The organism is Bacillus sp. BB51/4, from assembly GCF_008368845.1.
Lineage (GTDB): Bacteria > Bacillota > Bacilli > Bacillales > Bacillaceae_G > Bacillus_A > Bacillus_A wiedmannii.
On record NZ_QOSC01000012.1, the window covers coordinates 241,734 to 256,495 of the forward strand.

The window sequence follows — 14,762 nt, forward strand, 5'->3', positions numbered from 1 at the left end:
CAACGAAGGAGGAAGTGGGGGTGACTTCAATAATTAGTCCTAAGTTAGAGGAACTGAATAATCAATTAAAAAATGGAAACGAGAAAGCTTTTTATACTTTTTTGCATGAAATAAAGTCAAATCATACGCAACTAATAGAACAATGTCCTGTAGATAATCAGTATAAGTTTATAACGTATTTATGGTTAGGAGACCAAAAAACTGAAAATGTTTATGTATTCGGAAGTTTTCCTGGTTGGGATCTGTCTGTAAATCAATTAAAACGATTGTCACAGACAGATATTTGGTATGTTACATTTAGGACGAATCAGAGTTTTATTTCAACTTATTATTTTACAGAAAATGATTTTTTCGAAAATGATTGGATAAAGCGTAGTGAACAGTATCGACTAGACCCATATAATGAAAATACATTTGGAGAAGGTGCTAATAAAGCATCTGTGTTAAATATAGGAATGGAAGTACAGTATAGCAGTCGTTTTCCTTCAAATCATTATCCATCTGGGAGAATTGAAACATATTCTTTTCATAGTTCGGTTTTAAATAACACACGTAACATTCATATTTATACGCCTCATGATTATTCTCACACTTCACATCTTCAAAAACTTCTCATTGTATTTGATGGAAATTCATTCATTAATGACCTTTCAATCGCAAAAACACTTAATTATTTAATTTACGAAAAAGAAATCCCATCTTGTATTGCTGTTGCTATAGAACCAGTTGATCGATTAGAAGAGCTAACTTATAACGATAAAATGAATTTATTTTTAACGGAGGAATTACTTCCATGGATTCAGACAAAGTATCGTGTGCATCAAAAAGCGAACCATACAACAATTGCTGGATTCAGTCTTGGTGGCTTAGCAGCTTTTTATGCAGCGCTTCAAAATCCACATGTTTTCGAAAACGTGTTATCAATGTCTGGATCCGTGCATTGGAAAAAGGATGGTTATGAAAATCAAATTCCTTGGATTGAAAATCAAATTTCATCTATAGATTCCAATACGAGTCAAACTCATTTTTACATAGCAGCAGGAGAACTTGAAAACAAACCTCTTTTAACAGCTAATAGGCGCCTGTATAAAGCTTTAAAAGAAAAGGGATACCAAATCACTTATGAAGAGTTTCGAGGCGGGCATGACGGTGTGTGGCGGCGTGAAAAGTTGTTTGATGGATTGAAAGCATTAAAACTTAAAAAAACGACACTATAAAATAAAAAGGAGCGAGAATCTATGAATCAAGAAGAAATAGATAAAAAACTGAAAAAGCAAGAGATTTTAGTAAAAGATGAGAAAGTTTGGTCCTATACGTATGAGGATCATATTAGTTCTATCGTTAAAGAAGCAGAAAAGAAAGGGTCTTTTGATAATTTACTCGGTAAAGGGAAACCTCTTAATCTTGATAAAGACCTTTCGTACAATCCTGAAAAACAATTGTATAGAACGTTAAAGAATAATCATGTTTTACCTAGGTGGATTGAGCTTTCAAAGAAAATTGATGAATTAAAAGAAAAACTAAAAGATAATACAAATACTGCAGAAGCGGCGGATCTAATTCGAACTATTAATAAAAAGGTATTAGAACATAATTTACTTTGTCCACCAAGTGCGCAAAAAACGAGGGTGAAAACGGATTTTTAACAATTTTCAATTAAGCTATCTCTTGCTATATAATTAAGTAAGTATTATCCATTCATTTTTAAAGGGAGGCAAATGTGATGAAGAATACGTATCAACTTCAAATTCCGAAAGAACTAGAAAAATATCGTAGTATTTTAGAAGAAAGTGCGAAACCGTATGTTAAAGTGTCTGGAACATTAGCAGAGACGACGCTTTTTGAGAGTAAGTTTGGTGGTTATCCGTATTTACCTATAGATCAAGAGCATCCTAAAGATTCAAATGGACAACCTATGATGTTACTTGCGCAGTTAAACTTTGAAGAAATGCCGCATGTTGAATATATGCCTCAAAAGGGAATATTACAGTTTTTCGTAAGTGCTGATGATGAGCTTTATGGAGCAGATTTAGATCATCGAACAAACCAAAAAGACTTTCGAATTATTTATCATTCTACAATTATAGAAGATTTAAATAAGGTTATTACTGATTTTAGTTATTTAAACACTTTAGAATTAGAGGACTTTATCATACCCGAAGCAGCGAAACTAAAGTTTGAATTAGGTTATCAACCCGTAACATCAAGAGATTATCGATTTGAAAAGATTTTTAGCGATAACATTGATTGGGAAGCAATTGTTGATGAAGAAAATAATACAGAATTAGGCGAACTGTATGATGATTTATGTAAAGATCAAGGGCATAAAATTGGTGGTTATCCATTTTTCACACAGACAGATCCAAGGGAATGGGAAGAAAAATACCAGCAACATGACATGTTATTGTTGCAAATTGATACAGATGATTCATTAAATATTATGTGGGGAGATTCTGGTGTTGCTAATTTCTTTATAAAGAAAGACGATTTATTAAATCTAGATTTTTCCAATGTTATTTACAATTGGGATTGTTATTAAAAACATATAACTAAAATACTAGCAAGCTAAAAAATCTTCCTAAAGGTGAGGGAGATTTTTTTATGTTAAAAATAAACGTTATGTTAACTAGAATAAAAAACAATGAGTGTAATGAAAGTCAAGCGTAAATAACAAAATAACAACAAATAATGTAAAGTTGTAAAACGTGTGTAAATAGCAATAAATTCATTAAGTAAAACATAAAATAAAATTACTAATTTATATTTTGTATAGAAATAATTTTTCTGTATAAAAATTTCTTGCCGATCAAAAATGATTTTGATTCGATAATTCTTATTGGATTATTGATTTGAATTTGCTGTGATGGATTGTATAGCAAAACAAACGATAAAAACTGTAGAAATACGTCTAGATAAAATTTTATGCAAATCTCACTAAAAATCTCCGTTTCGTCTCATTAAGTATAGTTTACTTGGTTTTTGATACCTGATATCGCTTTGTTTCTATAACTGCCTATAATATATATTATGTTAACTGTAAAAAAGTAATAAACTTATTAATTGTTAGTTAAGGTTGTTATAGTCCCCTTTTCCACCGAATTAATAATATGTAACTGGTTGTGTAGTTATTCGCTTTATTAGCTATTAATAATAATATTTTCGGATATAAATTAGATTTTAAATAATAAAAAATACAATTCGTTTAATGTGTTCATTTTAAACGAATTGTATTGATATGATGACGAATAATTTTTTATAACTAATTTGCTACAGCAATTGCTTCGATTTCAATTAACAAGTTATCGTTAATTAACTTTCTAACTTCTACAGCTGAACTTGCTGGTGGATTCTTAGTATCAATGTATTGATCTCGTATATCTCTAACAGTGGCCATTTGAGAAATATCTGTTAAGAAAAATGTTAATTTTACTACATCATTAAATTGTAATTCCAAAGTATCTAATGCACTTTTAATGTTTTCGAATACTTGTCGCGTTTGTATAGCTATATCACCAACACCAACTATTTGACCATCGGTATTGATTGCTACTTGTCCAGATATGTAAATTGTTCGTTTAGCGTTACTAACTTCGACTACATGTGAGTATCCAAAAGTTGGTGGCATCGTTTCTGGATTGATAAATTTCCTTTGCATGGCTCTTCTCCTCTTTGAATATCTTATTTTCTTTATATTAGATTTTAATTTCAGATTATCCCTTATTTACTAATAATTATTTCTCCATTCAGCTGCTACATTTGTAAAAGTATATTAGCACTTTAATTTAAAGTTATTAATAGATTATGTACGTTTGATTTTTTTGTGTGCTTGTTATAATTACACCTTGTTTTATTAATTCTTCAGTTACTTTTGTATAGAAAAAGTGATACCACCAGATAAAAAACTCTTCATAATTAATTTCTTTTGAGTATCTGCTGCTCACAAAGTATTCTTTTAAAGGTTTATCGTTTTCATTAAATAATAAGACTAAATCTTCACTGATTGTGTTTGCAATTTCGTTAAGCGTAGATACGTCTGCTTTTTTAAACATCGGGATGATAGGTTGTGAATTTTGATATAAACCTAATTTTTCATAAACTACATTTAAATGTAAGTCTATTTGTCTATCTGCTGCTACGAAACCTTTTACTAATTGCTTTTTCTTATAATTAATATCAGTATTCGTGTTTTGAAAATATTCTTCAAATATTTCGTTATTTGCTGTTATTAAATTTAATGTTGAATATCGAGAAAGTGTTTGTTTAATTAGAGGTTCACAAAGGTTATAAAGTTTTTTTCCTTCACAAGCTGTTATAACCATACATGTTGGATAGTACCTCCCTCCTGTATGTTTCAATAGCCCCTCTACTTCTAATGAATTAATGTGCTCTTCAAATTCCTCATTCGTCCAACCTAGCACCATTTTCATAATATTTGACTCAAAACCAAGATGAAGCATTACAAGTAAATATTGAAGCTTCGTTCCCTTTATTTTTATAGATGGCGAATTATCTCCAGACGAAATCATTTTTGCTTCATAAGCTGTATGTAATATATTCTCCGGACTATTATTAGTGAGCATTTCATATTCCCTCCCTTACTAATAAATTCATTGTAAAATCTATGTATTTATTAAGTTCTATAAACGAAAATGAGTGTCCTCTAATAATCCCAAATTAAAAACCTTAGCATAGATATACTAAGGTTTCTTACATTTTTATAATGAATGAATTCTTTCATAGTCTTTTTTAAATTGATTATCATTTTTTAACCAACTTTTAAAAGTTAGTTCCTTTATTTCTAAAATGGAACAAGTTTTAGCGATACATTTATTTTTCATATATTCCTTAAGGAAATATTGTTTTCTCTGCTTAACAGCAGCTTGAGTTCTTTTTAGCTTTCGATCTTTTAATTGATCTAGACTTAGACTTTCTTTCTGAAATTCTTCATATTTTCTATGCAGATAAATATCTTTGTCTTTATAAATCCACTTTGAAAATAGTTGTATTGGTTTTCTTCCGGTTAAAATGACGCGATAATGTTTATTTTGATTTAGTAAATCGGCTGGTAAATTATGATTTTGTAGTACCTGATTTAAAGAATTCATAAAGCTATATGATCCTCCTACAAAGCTTACTGTATAAGTTTCATACTTGACGTAACCATCCCCATCAAAATAACCACGAACAAAGTGATGCAAATATTCTTCTGGTACAAAAGGAAATTCGATGTTAAATGATTTACACGGCCTGATTCCATGTATGTTCATAAGATCGTCTTTTATTGTTTTGCTATTAATATTTAGCATATATACACCTGTTTTTTTGTTTTGGTATAGCGGTTGATTTGTTTTTAGTTCTTTTTTTATATCTTCTAAAATATAACTTTCTTTTTGTGATACACTAACACATTGATTTTCTTTTTGTATGACACCATCCGCTGCTATAAACCCTAAAATATAAGCCATATTATTTGACCACGTTTTAAAATAATTTTCTGTTATGTCATACTTTCTCTTCCAACTCCCTATAGCGCGCCTTGGAACGTTGCTGTCTGATAGAACCATACGAATATACCTCGCAGACACATTAGCAAGCATAGCGATTTCTGAGGTACTCTTCCCTTCTACATATAGATGAATAATTTCAGATTTTGATAGTTTACATTTTGTTTTCTTTTTTCTCTCTATTTGCACTTACGTCCTCTCCTTCCTTTTAATAATTAGAGACATATTTTCTTCTATAACATATAACGAAACGTACGTTCTTTGCTGCTTATAAAAAGAACTTTACAAAATGAAAACAATTTACATTTACTTCGTATTCATTTTATCTGCTGCTGCATGGTTTTTATTTTATATATAAGAATAATGAATTTGACAAATTTATGAAATGTACTGCATTTAAGGTGAAAGGTAAAATGATTTCGTTTAAACTACAGATAGCTACAATAACAACATACGTATATTGTTAAACGTAAAAAGGAGAACGAATGAAAAAGAAATATATAAATCAAATCGATACTGATGTAAGTTTTAAACCGAAAGATATTATAGGTTTAATGACTGATTACTTAAAAATGAAGACAAAGCTGCGTCCTATAAAGAATTTACCGATCGTTTTATCAAATAAAGATAATGAATCTTTAGAGAGTGTGACATGGTTTGGCCATTCTGCTTCTCTTTTAAAAATAGAAGGTAAAAAATTGTTATTAGACCCGATGTTTGGAGATGCCTCTTCCCCGTTTCCTCTGTTTAATAGTAAACGTTATAGTGGTACCTTTTCTTTAGAACGTGAAGAACTTCAAGAAATTGATGCGATTATCATTTCTCATAATCACTATGACCATTTGAATTACAAAAGTATTATGCAGTTAAAAGATCGTGCAAAGCACTTTTATGTTCCATCTGGAGTTGCGCAATATTTAATTAAATGGGGCGTTTCACCTAGTAAAATTAGTGAGCATAATTGGTGGGACGAAATTACGTTTGATAATATTAAGTTAGTATGTGCTCCTGCAAGGCATTTCTCTGGACGGAGTATGACAGATAGAGATTGTTCGTTATGGTGTTCATGGCTTATTCTTGGTCAAGAGACTAAAGTTTTCTTTAGTGGTGATAGCGGGTATGCTCCTCACTTTAAGGAAATTGGAAGTAAATACGGTCCGTTCGATCTTACTTTAATGGAATGCGGGCAATACGATACAAGATGGTCTGCTATTCATATGTTACCTGAAGAAACGGTTCAAGCTCATATTGACGTGAAAGGAGATCTACTTCTTCCAATTCATTGGGGTGCTTTTACATTGGCATTACATGAATGGAGTGATCCAATTGAACGAGTTACGAAAGAAGCTAAGCGCTTAGGAGTTAAAATCGCAACGCCACAAATTGGTGAATCGATTATGTTAAAATCTACAGACTATCCATCATCAGCTTGGTGGAGAGAAATTTAATTATAAATAAAAAAGAGCGAACCTTTCTATAAATGATTCGCTCTTTTTTATTTATTTAAGTTTATTTCATTTGCTCAAACATTGATTGTACATTTTTATCATTAGGTGTTGCAAATAATGCTGGAGTACCAGAGGTAGAACGACGAGACGTTACAGCAAAAACATAACCAAGATCCTCATCAATTATTTGTCTTAACCAAGGTCCCCCACTTGCCCCACCATTCATTCCGCAATTCATTGTAGCGTCATTACTAAACCATCCTGCACTTTTTGTTGCTCCATCACAATAATAAGCTACTTGTCCATCATAAGGTCGTTCAGCTGGCCAACCAAAAATTCGAACATTGGGTTGAATTGCATTCTCTAAAGGTGTTTCTCCCTTTTCGATCTTTCCTCCTACCCCATTCCACAATCCTTTTACAGGGTCATATTCTCTATTTAACATAAGTATCTCTTCATTTCTCTTTATAAAACATAAAGTGTGCTTGTACATAATGTAATTCCTTCCTATGGTTTTAATAAGCTCTTACTGGTGATATAAGATGTACTGATGCAGATTGTGTCCCTGCTTCAATTAATATAGGTCTCATCGAACCGCTAAAGCTTAAAGTAACCGTTTCTTCTTTTATTGCTTTTAAAGCATCCATCATAAATCGTCCATCAAAAGATATGTTTAATTGTTTTTCACCTTGAATCATATCTATCTGTTGTGTCTCGGATATTTTTCCAATCTGAGAAGCATTAGAAGAAATTTTAATTGTTGATTCGTTTATTATTTCTAAGTTGACATTGTTATTTGCCCATTCACTTGCTAATAAGCTGGATCGATCTACACCTTGTAAAATCCTTTTTCTATCTACGTTAATGACTGTCTGAAATTCATTTGGAATTAAACTAGATATATTAGGATATTTCCCTTCAATTAGTCTTGAATATAACGTAGTTGTGCCGAATGTAAAAATAATGTGACTTTCTGAAAGATAGATGTATACGAATTCTGAATTAATACTCATTAATTTTAGCAGTTCACTAATAGTTGCACTTGGTACAATACAACTTGCTTTCGCAAATGAAGAAATTATCGTTTCGCGTATAGCAAGTCTATGTGAATCAGTTGCTACACAAATTAATTTATTATGATCTAACTCTATATGAACACCGGTAAGAACAGGTCTAGATTCATTTTTAGCTACTGCAAAGGCTGTTTGTTTAAACACTTCAATCAATTGTTCCGTTTCTACTTGTATTTTTGCATGATCGTCTATAAGTGGTACATTCGGAAACTCATATGCTGGAAGCCCATTTAAGTTTAATGTGATTTCTTCTGACTGTATCGTAATTATTTGCTCATTCGTACTTTTTAATGATACATCGCTTGGCATTTTCTTTATAATTTCAATAAAATATTTTGCCGGTACTACAATAGTTCCTACTTTTACTATAGTTGTAATTTGATCGTCTTCGTTGGAACTAGGGATGAATTTTTCAATGAAAATATTTGAATTACTTGCGATTAAAGTAATTCCAGATTGATCTGCAGTTATTTTTATACCAGATAATATAGGGATTATAGCTTTGGTAGATATAGCTTTACTTACTTCTGAAAGTGCTTGAGTGAAATGTTTATGATTAACGATAAACTCCATTTTTTCCCCGCCTTACATGAAATGATAATTTTATGAAGATTGATGAGCGATTGTTCCGTTAAAAAAGTAAGGTACAGTTTCTTTACTTTGTACTATATTTAGTAAATGTTCTGGTATACGTAAATGCGGTGCTGCTCTATGTAATTCCATCCAAGTAATCTCTTCGATTTCTTTTGGCCTTGATATATTTGTCTCTCCGCCAATTATTTCACCTAAAAAATTAAAGAAAATTGCATGGTGACCTCTCTCTTCGAAAAAAGCTTCGCTAATGTAACAAATACCGTTTACAGTTATATGTAGCCCGGTTTCTTCTTTCACTTCCCGAATTACTGCCTCCTCTAACGTTTCTCCTAATTTAACTGCACCACCTGGTAGCGTGTAATAAGAACCATTCATCCCTTTGTTTTTTACCATTAAGATCTTTTCATTTGTTTTATCGTATAAAAGTGCATATGTAACATTTACTTTTTTCATACGTACCTCCTCTGTTTTTACTAAAAGGAATTTTCTGTCTATTTATCATTCTATCATTAACTTGTTTTAATAATTAGAATAAAAATTGATTAAATTAATACTAAATGAAAATGCCAGAATAACTCCTAAATTAGTAAAAACCCCGCTCCTATTTTGAGACGAGGTTAAACTTATATAACAAACGGATTCCAAATTAACGTTTCTTTAGATCAATTTTAAAAGTATACATATGAGACCCGTATTTTTTGTTAATAGCCAAAGATTTTTTACTTCCCAATTTCACAAAGTAGTTTTATCTCTTTGATTTGTTCTATATGACGCTGTTCATGCAAATAGATCAGTTCTATCCACTGATCAAGAAGTAATTCTCCAAGAGCTGGATGCATCACTGATTTTTTCGTTAATATAGATTCATCTTCTATTGTACTTAGGAAACGCATTAATTCTTTTCTCGATTCGTTTAACAAATCGACCATTTGCTGCACTTCAAATGGTTCTAAACTTGGTTCAATCATTCCTGGAGCTATAAATTTTAGCGATCTATCTTGTAATATAGAGCGGATTTCTCGACGCTCTTTTAGGGTACTATCAATCTTTTTTAAGCCAGATGAAATAACCTTTATGACCACTTTATCCAATAAAACTAAGTGATGACATACTTGTGCTATACTCCATTTATTCTTGTCTGGCTTACTATTGAATTGAGCATCATCCAATATCATAATTTCCTCGAATAGATGTTTTCTCGTTTCATCAAACCTATCATTTACAAATGAATTCATAACATTTCCCCCTTCATCTGAATGCATATATTTAGATGCCTATTTTAGATATATTCGCTATAAATAATTAGTTTCCCGTAACTAATATTCCACTTCGATCTTTTTTTTGCTTTAGAAGTGCCTCTAAATATGAATTCACTCAAGATTCTCCTTTAAATGCATAATCCAAAAGGATAAATTTGTATTCAAAATACTAACGTTACTTCTATATACACTTTATAAACGTTTTTCTAAATAGTAATGATTATGTCCTTTCGGATGATCTTCACTTACTCCAATCACTTTATATCCATGCTTTTTATAGAAATCAGGCGCCTGAAAGCTAAAAGTATCTAAATTGATTAACCTACAGCCTTTTTCAATTGCGAATTCTTCAATACGTTTTATTAACTTGCTTCCATAGCCTTCGTGTCTTTGTTCTTCAGAAACCCATAAGAAATCAACATGAACATGGTGCCAAAATGAAATTGCGGTTATTCCACCTACTATTTCTTCCTTATCATTTTTTACTATAAAACTAATTTTTTCTGATGGCTTTTTGTCTTCATCTGAAATATGTTTTTGGTTATATTCAATTACTTTTTCTCTTATGTAATTACTATCTTCTTGGACCCATTGTTTTACTATTTTCATTTTAATTATCACGCTCCTTTTAAAGTATCTATTCAATTTAATAATCATAATATCCTGTCTAACTTAATAGTCGTAGAGCACTATTTTATTTCAATAAAATAAAGAAAAGCCTTACTACATTTTATCTGTAGTAAGGCTTTATACGACGTTTGATTCTTTTTAATTAATACATCCGTTAGTTCCAACATGTTAGTAGAATAATTCAATTGTATCACTGCGAAAAAGAATGAACACTCCTAAACCAATTAGAACGATTGGAACGATAATATGACAATTTCTCTCAATTACTTTAGCTAAAATAGGAGTCCTTAACAATTTGTAGCTAATAAAACACCATATTGCTATCATCCAAAAAAAGATAATTAATGTAGCAATATTTGTTTTAAGATTTTGACTAGCGAACATCGGTATATAAATTGAAATATTATCAGCTCCATTAGCTAATGTAATCGAAGCTACTTTAAATAATGAACTAGAAGCGTTATCAATGACTTCATTACCTTTATAACAATGAAGTGACAATAGTCCTTTCACTCCCATATAAATTGGCACGAATCCTAATAACCCAATCCAAGATATAGGAATGAAAAAGGAGCTTAAAGAACCAATGATGCTCAGAAAAATAATTAAACTAAATCCTAAATATTGTCCAATAACAATATAAAGTTCTTTCACCTTAGTTTTTTCTCGGACATTTCTACCTTCTTTCTTAATTACTTCTGTCCTTACTTGTGAAAATAAAACAAGAAGTATAAAAATATCATCAATATTTGTTGAAGTGAATGCAATAAAAGAAGAAATTATAGTTGTAACCAATAAAAGCCAACTACCTTTATAATAAAATAATGGTATACAAATGAATTGCCTATCTAATAACAAAGGTGGTTAATGTAGTTTTATAACATGATTTCAGTACCTTTATAAAACAATATGAATATTTTACTAATCTGCTACTTAGTTCGTTGAGAAATAAATCACTTTATTACTTTTCAAATCATTTCATTTTGAATTAAGTAACTCTTTTCTTCCTACACATTTATTAAAAAGGGGAAATCAAATATTTTGTAATATAAAAAGAGCCCTTTATTAGGACTCTTTTCCAGAATTAAGCTACTTTCCGATATAAATGTTTTGTTTCTTTTTTCTTTTCTGCTTTTGGTGGACGAATTAATATTGAAATAACGAAAGAGATAACAGATAGCACACCAATTATAATAAAGGTTGGTTGAAATCCACCAAGTAGTGCTCCGATGAATGCTCCTGCAAGCGCACCAAATCCGAAACCTTGGTAAACAATTCCGTAATTTGTACTATGATTTTTCAAGCCGAAGAAATCTCCGACAATGGCCGGGAATATTGTAATGTTACCACCAAAGCAGAAGGCAACACTTGCTACACAAGCGAAATAAATGCCATAATTTAGCGGGATAAAACTTAAAGTAAAGACTGACAATCCAATAATAATAAATGTTGCAGAGACAATTTTCATTCGGCCAATTTTATCTGATAACGTTCCAAGAACAATTCTACCTACCGTATTAAAAATTGCAATCATTGCAACGGCGTTAGCGGCAGTTGCTGCACTAAGTCCAACGAGCTGTACCCCAATATCTTTTACCATACCGATTAAATATAGACCGCCCATACACGATGTGAATAGCATAAAAAATAAAAGATATACTTGTTTCGTTCGCATCATTTCACGAGGCGTATAATCATTGTGTAATGTCTCAGTTACAGCATTACTCACTATTGCTTCACGTAAGAAGAACGATCCGGTTAATACTAAAAGTAAAACGATGATACCCCAATATAGAAATGCTTGTGATACACCAAGACTATCGATAAGACTTCCGTTTATATATCTAAAGATTAAGCTGCCCATTCCATATGCCGAAACAGATATGCCAGAAATAAGTCCTTTTCGATTTGGAAACCATTTAATTAAATTAGATAGTGATGTAATATAAGCAGTTCCATCTGCATAACCAACAACGACACCAGCTAATAAATATAGTAACGGTAAGGAAGAAACTTGTGAACTAAGTATTAAACCGAGTCCCAGAACAATCCCTGCAGTAGCGATGAGTTTACGAAGTCCTAATTTTTGCTGCAACTTTCCTGCAAATAAGGTTGAGAATGATAATGAAAAACTTGTTATGGAGAAAGTTATCGCTACGGAATTGAGGTTCCATCCAAACTTACTAACAAGGGGTTGATTAAATAAACTCCATGTATAAATTGTTCCAAGGCCAATTTGAACAATAATTGTACCTAGAACAATTAGTAACGGATTTATAGAAGTTTGTTTCATACTAACTGTCCCCTTTTTTTATCTTGACATGAATTTTCACAGTTAGTATAACCATCATAAAATGCAAGATACTGTGTGAAAAATGGAAATTAAGTTCATATACACAAAAAAACACTTCATAATGAAGTGTCTTTTCGCAGGTTATATTAGATTTACTTAAAGAAAGCTTTGTTAAGATAAGACATTTTCAAATGCTTATGTATATAGGATACCAAAAGATTTTTGTTATGTGATGGGACTTAAGATGTATTTTTCATTCATCATATAGTCCGATGAATGAAAAATTAATATTCAATTTCATCAAAATCTTTCGGCTGCGGTACCGTTTGCATATTAGCAGCATCTTTAGGATCACTATAAATAGCATTTTGTTCTGTATTTACATCTTTTATATTTTGCTTTTTGTTTTTATTCATTTTATCTTTCACTTTCTCTCACTCCTTTTCATTATAGGAGTAATTATGCCCTATTACCGTTACGAAATGTATCAGCGACTAAATTGCTAAATTCACGTAAATAATATAAATAATTATCACCGCCGTAGTTATATCTTTTATTATACATTTTCGCAACAACTACATTACATTCAGGTATTACTAAAAGAGTCGGTCCTGTAATTCCTAATATTTGATACGACCCTTTCGGCACTCGTTCACCAAGTTCACTTGAAAGCGCAGGTTCATTTTGAACAAACCAAAACAACCCGTTTTGTGGTAGTTCATTGTTTGTAAATGTTGGACTTTGCAAACTCGTAGCAATTTTTATAACTTCTTTTGGAACAATTTGTTTTCCGTTTATCACACCTTGATTTAAATGAAGATTGCCCCACTGTGCAAATTCTCTAGCTGAGACAAATAGATTTTTTTCAGTACCATCATCTACCGTACCAATTTCACTAATCGCGTCTTCATTTGGATTATCAACAACTTTAACTAATTTTTCATGTTCTTGAATTCTCCAACCTGTTTCTTTGAAGTTAGCTAGATCAAATACACGCTTCTTTAACAATTCAGGAAAACTTTTGTTATATAGCTGATAAATAAGACGTGTTATCATTCTGACATTAATATCTCTATACGCCCATGCTTGTCCAGGTTCAAATTCACGAAAAATTGTCCCGTCATTCGTTTCTCCTAAACCGTGCGAATGGGTTACTAAATGTCTTATCGTTGTTTTACCAAGTAATACAGGGTCGAAATCATTAAAGTACTTTATCGCCTCGTCATCAATAGAGTTTATTTTCCCCTCGTAAAGCGCATATGCTACCATTAATCCTAAATAACTTTTTCTCGCAGAAGCAACGTTGAATTGTGAAGATGCTGTTATTTTTTTACTTGTAGATATATTTGAATGATGGCCACTATAATGCTCTAGTACGATTTTGTTATCTTTTATAATACAAAGTGCTGTTGCAGAACTATGATTATTTTCTTTTATATTTTCTACCCAAGAAATTAACTTATCGTATGTATACAAATAAATCCCCCTTAATACGCATAAAAATTACAGCTTGAAAGAAAAGTGCAAAATAGTATTCACACCTTTCTTTCAAGCAAAATAGCTTTGATGTTTTATACTTAAATGATCCACCAGTTCCAGCAATTAAAGCAACCGAAACATCCAGCACAGCCTACACATCCGCCGCAACGACCTGCACAACCACCGCATCTACCGCCACATCCGCCACAACGTCCACCACAACCTCCGCATCCGCCGCAACGACGCGCGTCATCTTGAATGTAATAGTATGGATATTGATTTTGTTGCAGTTGATCCCAATACACAACATTACCAGATTGATAATCATTAAGGTTTAATGATTGTAGTTCTTGTTGAAACTGATTCATTACGAAACCCTCCATTTATAAATATAAATTCCGTCCAAATATGAAAAGTAATATATTTTTGCAAACAAAGTAGAAATAAGGCTATCGACTAAATGCGTACATCAACAAAATATG

17 protein-coding genes are annotated in these 14,762 nt (G+C 31.4%); 4 read left to right on the plus strand and 13 right to left on the minus strand.

Going from position 1 to position 14,762, the window contains the following annotated elements:
• The first annotated feature begins 20 nt into the window (after positions 1–20).
• From DN392_RS15995 to DN392_RS16005, 3 genes are all read left to right on the plus strand, one after another.
• Positions 21–1,217, plus strand: a complete 1,197-nt coding sequence (locus tag DN392_RS15995; RefSeq protein WP_149238075.1) for an alpha/beta hydrolase-fold protein — start codon at positions 21–23, stop codon at positions 1,215–1,217.
• 21 nt (positions 1,218–1,238) lie between these two features.
• On the plus strand, positions 1,239–1,646 hold the full coding sequence (locus DN392_RS16000; RefSeq protein WP_064449414.1) for a DnaJ family domain-containing protein: 408 nt from the start codon (positions 1,239–1,241) through the stop codon (positions 1,644–1,646).
• Positions 1,647–1,723: 77 nt separating this feature from the next.
• Complete coding sequence (locus DN392_RS16005) at positions 1,724–2,539, plus strand: YwqG family protein (protein ID WP_064449413.1); 816 nt, start codon at positions 1,724–1,726, stop codon at positions 2,537–2,539.
• A gap of 720 nt (positions 2,540–3,259) precedes the next feature.
• Here the strand turns inward: DN392_RS16005 and DN392_RS16010 are convergent.
• The 3 genes from DN392_RS16010 to DN392_RS16020 all read right to left on the minus strand — a co-directional run bounded on the left by DN392_RS16010 (position 3,260) and on the right by DN392_RS16020 (position 5,693).
• Positions 3,260–3,655, minus strand: a complete 396-nt coding sequence (locus DN392_RS16010) for a RidA family protein (RefSeq protein WP_061672259.1) — start codon at positions 3,653–3,655, stop codon at positions 3,260–3,262.
• A gap of 136 nt (positions 3,656–3,791) precedes the next feature.
• Positions 3,792–4,580 carry a hypothetical protein gene (locus DN392_RS16015; RefSeq protein WP_064449412.1) on the minus strand — a complete coding sequence of 263 codons (789 nt, stop codon included), beginning with the start codon at positions 4,578–4,580 and terminating at the stop codon, positions 3,792–3,794.
• A 135-nt stretch (positions 4,581–4,715) separates the two neighbouring features.
• Entirely contained in the window at positions 4,716–5,693 is a 978-nt protein-coding gene (locus DN392_RS16020; protein WP_088321643.1) for an LAGLIDADG family homing endonuclease, read from the minus strand.
• Between the two features lie 296 nt (positions 5,694–5,989).
• Here DN392_RS16020 and DN392_RS16025 point away from each other — a divergent pair, with 296 nt between their 5' ends.
• Positions 5,990–6,952: an MBL fold metallo-hydrolase gene (locus tag DN392_RS16025; RefSeq protein WP_064449410.1), complete on the plus strand. Its 963-nt coding sequence runs from the start codon at positions 5,990–5,992 to the stop codon at positions 6,950–6,952.
• Positions 6,953–7,013: 61 nt separating this feature from the next.
• On the opposite strand, the gene DN392_RS31220 is transcribed toward DN392_RS16025, so the two are convergent.
• From DN392_RS31220 to DN392_RS16070, 10 genes are all read right to left on the minus strand, one after another.
• A complete protein-coding gene (locus DN392_RS31220) occupies positions 7,014–7,445 on the minus strand; it encodes an NUDIX hydrolase (RefSeq protein ID WP_061672262.1) in 432 nt (143 codons plus the stop codon).
• Between the two features lie 22 nt (positions 7,446–7,467).
• A complete protein-coding gene (gene dnaN / locus DN392_RS16035) occupies positions 7,468–8,598 on the minus strand; it encodes a DNA polymerase III subunit beta (RefSeq protein WP_064449409.1) in 1,131 nt (376 codons plus the stop codon).
• Between the two features lie 30 nt (positions 8,599–8,628).
• The gene (locus tag DN392_RS16040; protein ID WP_046954038.1) at positions 8,629–9,072 is read right to left on the minus strand and encodes an NUDIX hydrolase; all 444 of its coding nucleotides are present in this window, start codon (positions 9,070–9,072) and stop codon (positions 8,629–8,631) included.
• Positions 9,073–9,338: 266 nt separating this feature from the next.
• Positions 9,339–9,854 (minus strand): DinB family protein, encoded by a 516-nt coding sequence (locus DN392_RS16045; RefSeq protein ID WP_088091541.1) that lies wholly within the window; start codon positions 9,852–9,854, stop codon positions 9,339–9,341.
• Positions 9,855–10,070: 216 nt separating this feature from the next.
• Positions 10,071–10,487, minus strand: a complete 417-nt coding sequence (locus DN392_RS16050; RefSeq protein ID WP_061672987.1) for a GNAT family N-acetyltransferase — start codon at positions 10,485–10,487, stop codon at positions 10,071–10,073.
• A 189-nt stretch (positions 10,488–10,676) separates the two neighbouring features.
• On the minus strand, positions 10,677–11,303 hold the full coding sequence (locus DN392_RS16055; protein WP_088321644.1) for a cadmium resistance transporter: 627 nt from the start codon (positions 11,301–11,303) through the stop codon (positions 10,677–10,679).
• A gap of 289 nt (positions 11,304–11,592) precedes the next feature.
• On the minus strand, positions 11,593–12,801 hold the full coding sequence (locus DN392_RS16060; protein WP_061672989.1) for an L-lactate MFS transporter: 1,209 nt from the start codon (positions 12,799–12,801) through the stop codon (positions 11,593–11,595).
• A 284-nt stretch (positions 12,802–13,085) separates the two neighbouring features.
• Complete coding sequence (locus tag DN392_RS30420; protein WP_000653369.1) at positions 13,086–13,229, minus strand: hypothetical protein; 144 nt, start codon at positions 13,227–13,229, stop codon at positions 13,086–13,088.
• A 31-nt stretch (positions 13,230–13,260) separates the two neighbouring features.
• Positions 13,261–14,277 carry a serine hydrolase domain-containing protein gene (locus DN392_RS16065; RefSeq protein ID WP_000288908.1) on the minus strand — a complete coding sequence of 339 codons (1,017 nt, stop codon included), beginning with the start codon at positions 14,275–14,277 and terminating at the stop codon, positions 13,261–13,263.
• Between the two features lie 101 nt (positions 14,278–14,378).
• Positions 14,379–14,648 (minus strand): heterocycloanthracin/sonorensin family bacteriocin, encoded by a 270-nt coding sequence (locus DN392_RS16070; RefSeq protein WP_001071373.1) that lies wholly within the window; start codon positions 14,646–14,648, stop codon positions 14,379–14,381.
• Positions 14,649–14,762 lie beyond the last annotated feature (114 nt).

Coding starts and splice junctions, on each gene's coding strand:
- DN392_RS16000 (WP_064449414.1), top strand. CDS start 1,239: ATGAATCAAGAAGAAATAGATAAAAAACTGAAAAAGCAAGAGATTTTA.
- DN392_RS16040 (WP_046954038.1), bottom strand. CDS start 9,072: ATGAAAAAAGTAAATGTTACATATGCACTTTTATACGATAAAACAAAT.
- dnaN (WP_064449409.1), bottom strand. CDS start 8,598: ATGGAGTTTATCGTTAATCATAAACATTTCACTCAAGCACTTTCAGAA.
- DN392_RS16005 (WP_064449413.1), top strand. CDS start 1,724: ATGAAGAATACGTATCAACTTCAAATTCCGAAAGAACTAGAAAAATAT.
- DN392_RS31220 (WP_061672262.1), bottom strand. CDS start 7,445: ATGTACAAGCACACTTTATGTTTTATAAAGAGAAATGAAGAGATACTT.
- DN392_RS16010 (WP_061672259.1), bottom strand. CDS start 3,655: ATGCAAAGGAAATTTATCAATCCAGAAACGATGCCACCAACTTTTGGA.
- DN392_RS16015 (WP_064449412.1), bottom strand. CDS start 4,580: ATGCTCACTAATAATAGTCCGGAGAATATATTACATACAGCTTATGAA.
- DN392_RS16045 (WP_088091541.1), bottom strand. CDS start 9,854: ATGAATTCATTTGTAAATGATAGGTTTGATGAAACGAGAAAACATCTA.
- DN392_RS16060 (WP_061672989.1), bottom strand. CDS start 12,801: ATGAAACAAACTTCTATAAATCCGTTACTAATTGTTCTAGGTACAATT.
- DN392_RS16025 (WP_064449410.1), top strand. CDS start 5,990: ATGAAAAAGAAATATATAAATCAAATCGATACTGATGTAAGTTTTAAA.
- DN392_RS16070 (WP_001071373.1), bottom strand. CDS start 14,648: ATGAATCAGTTTCAACAAGAACTACAATCATTAAACCTTAATGATTAT.
- DN392_RS16050 (WP_061672987.1), bottom strand. CDS start 10,487: ATGAAAATAGTAAAACAATGGGTCCAAGAAGATAGTAATTACATAAGA.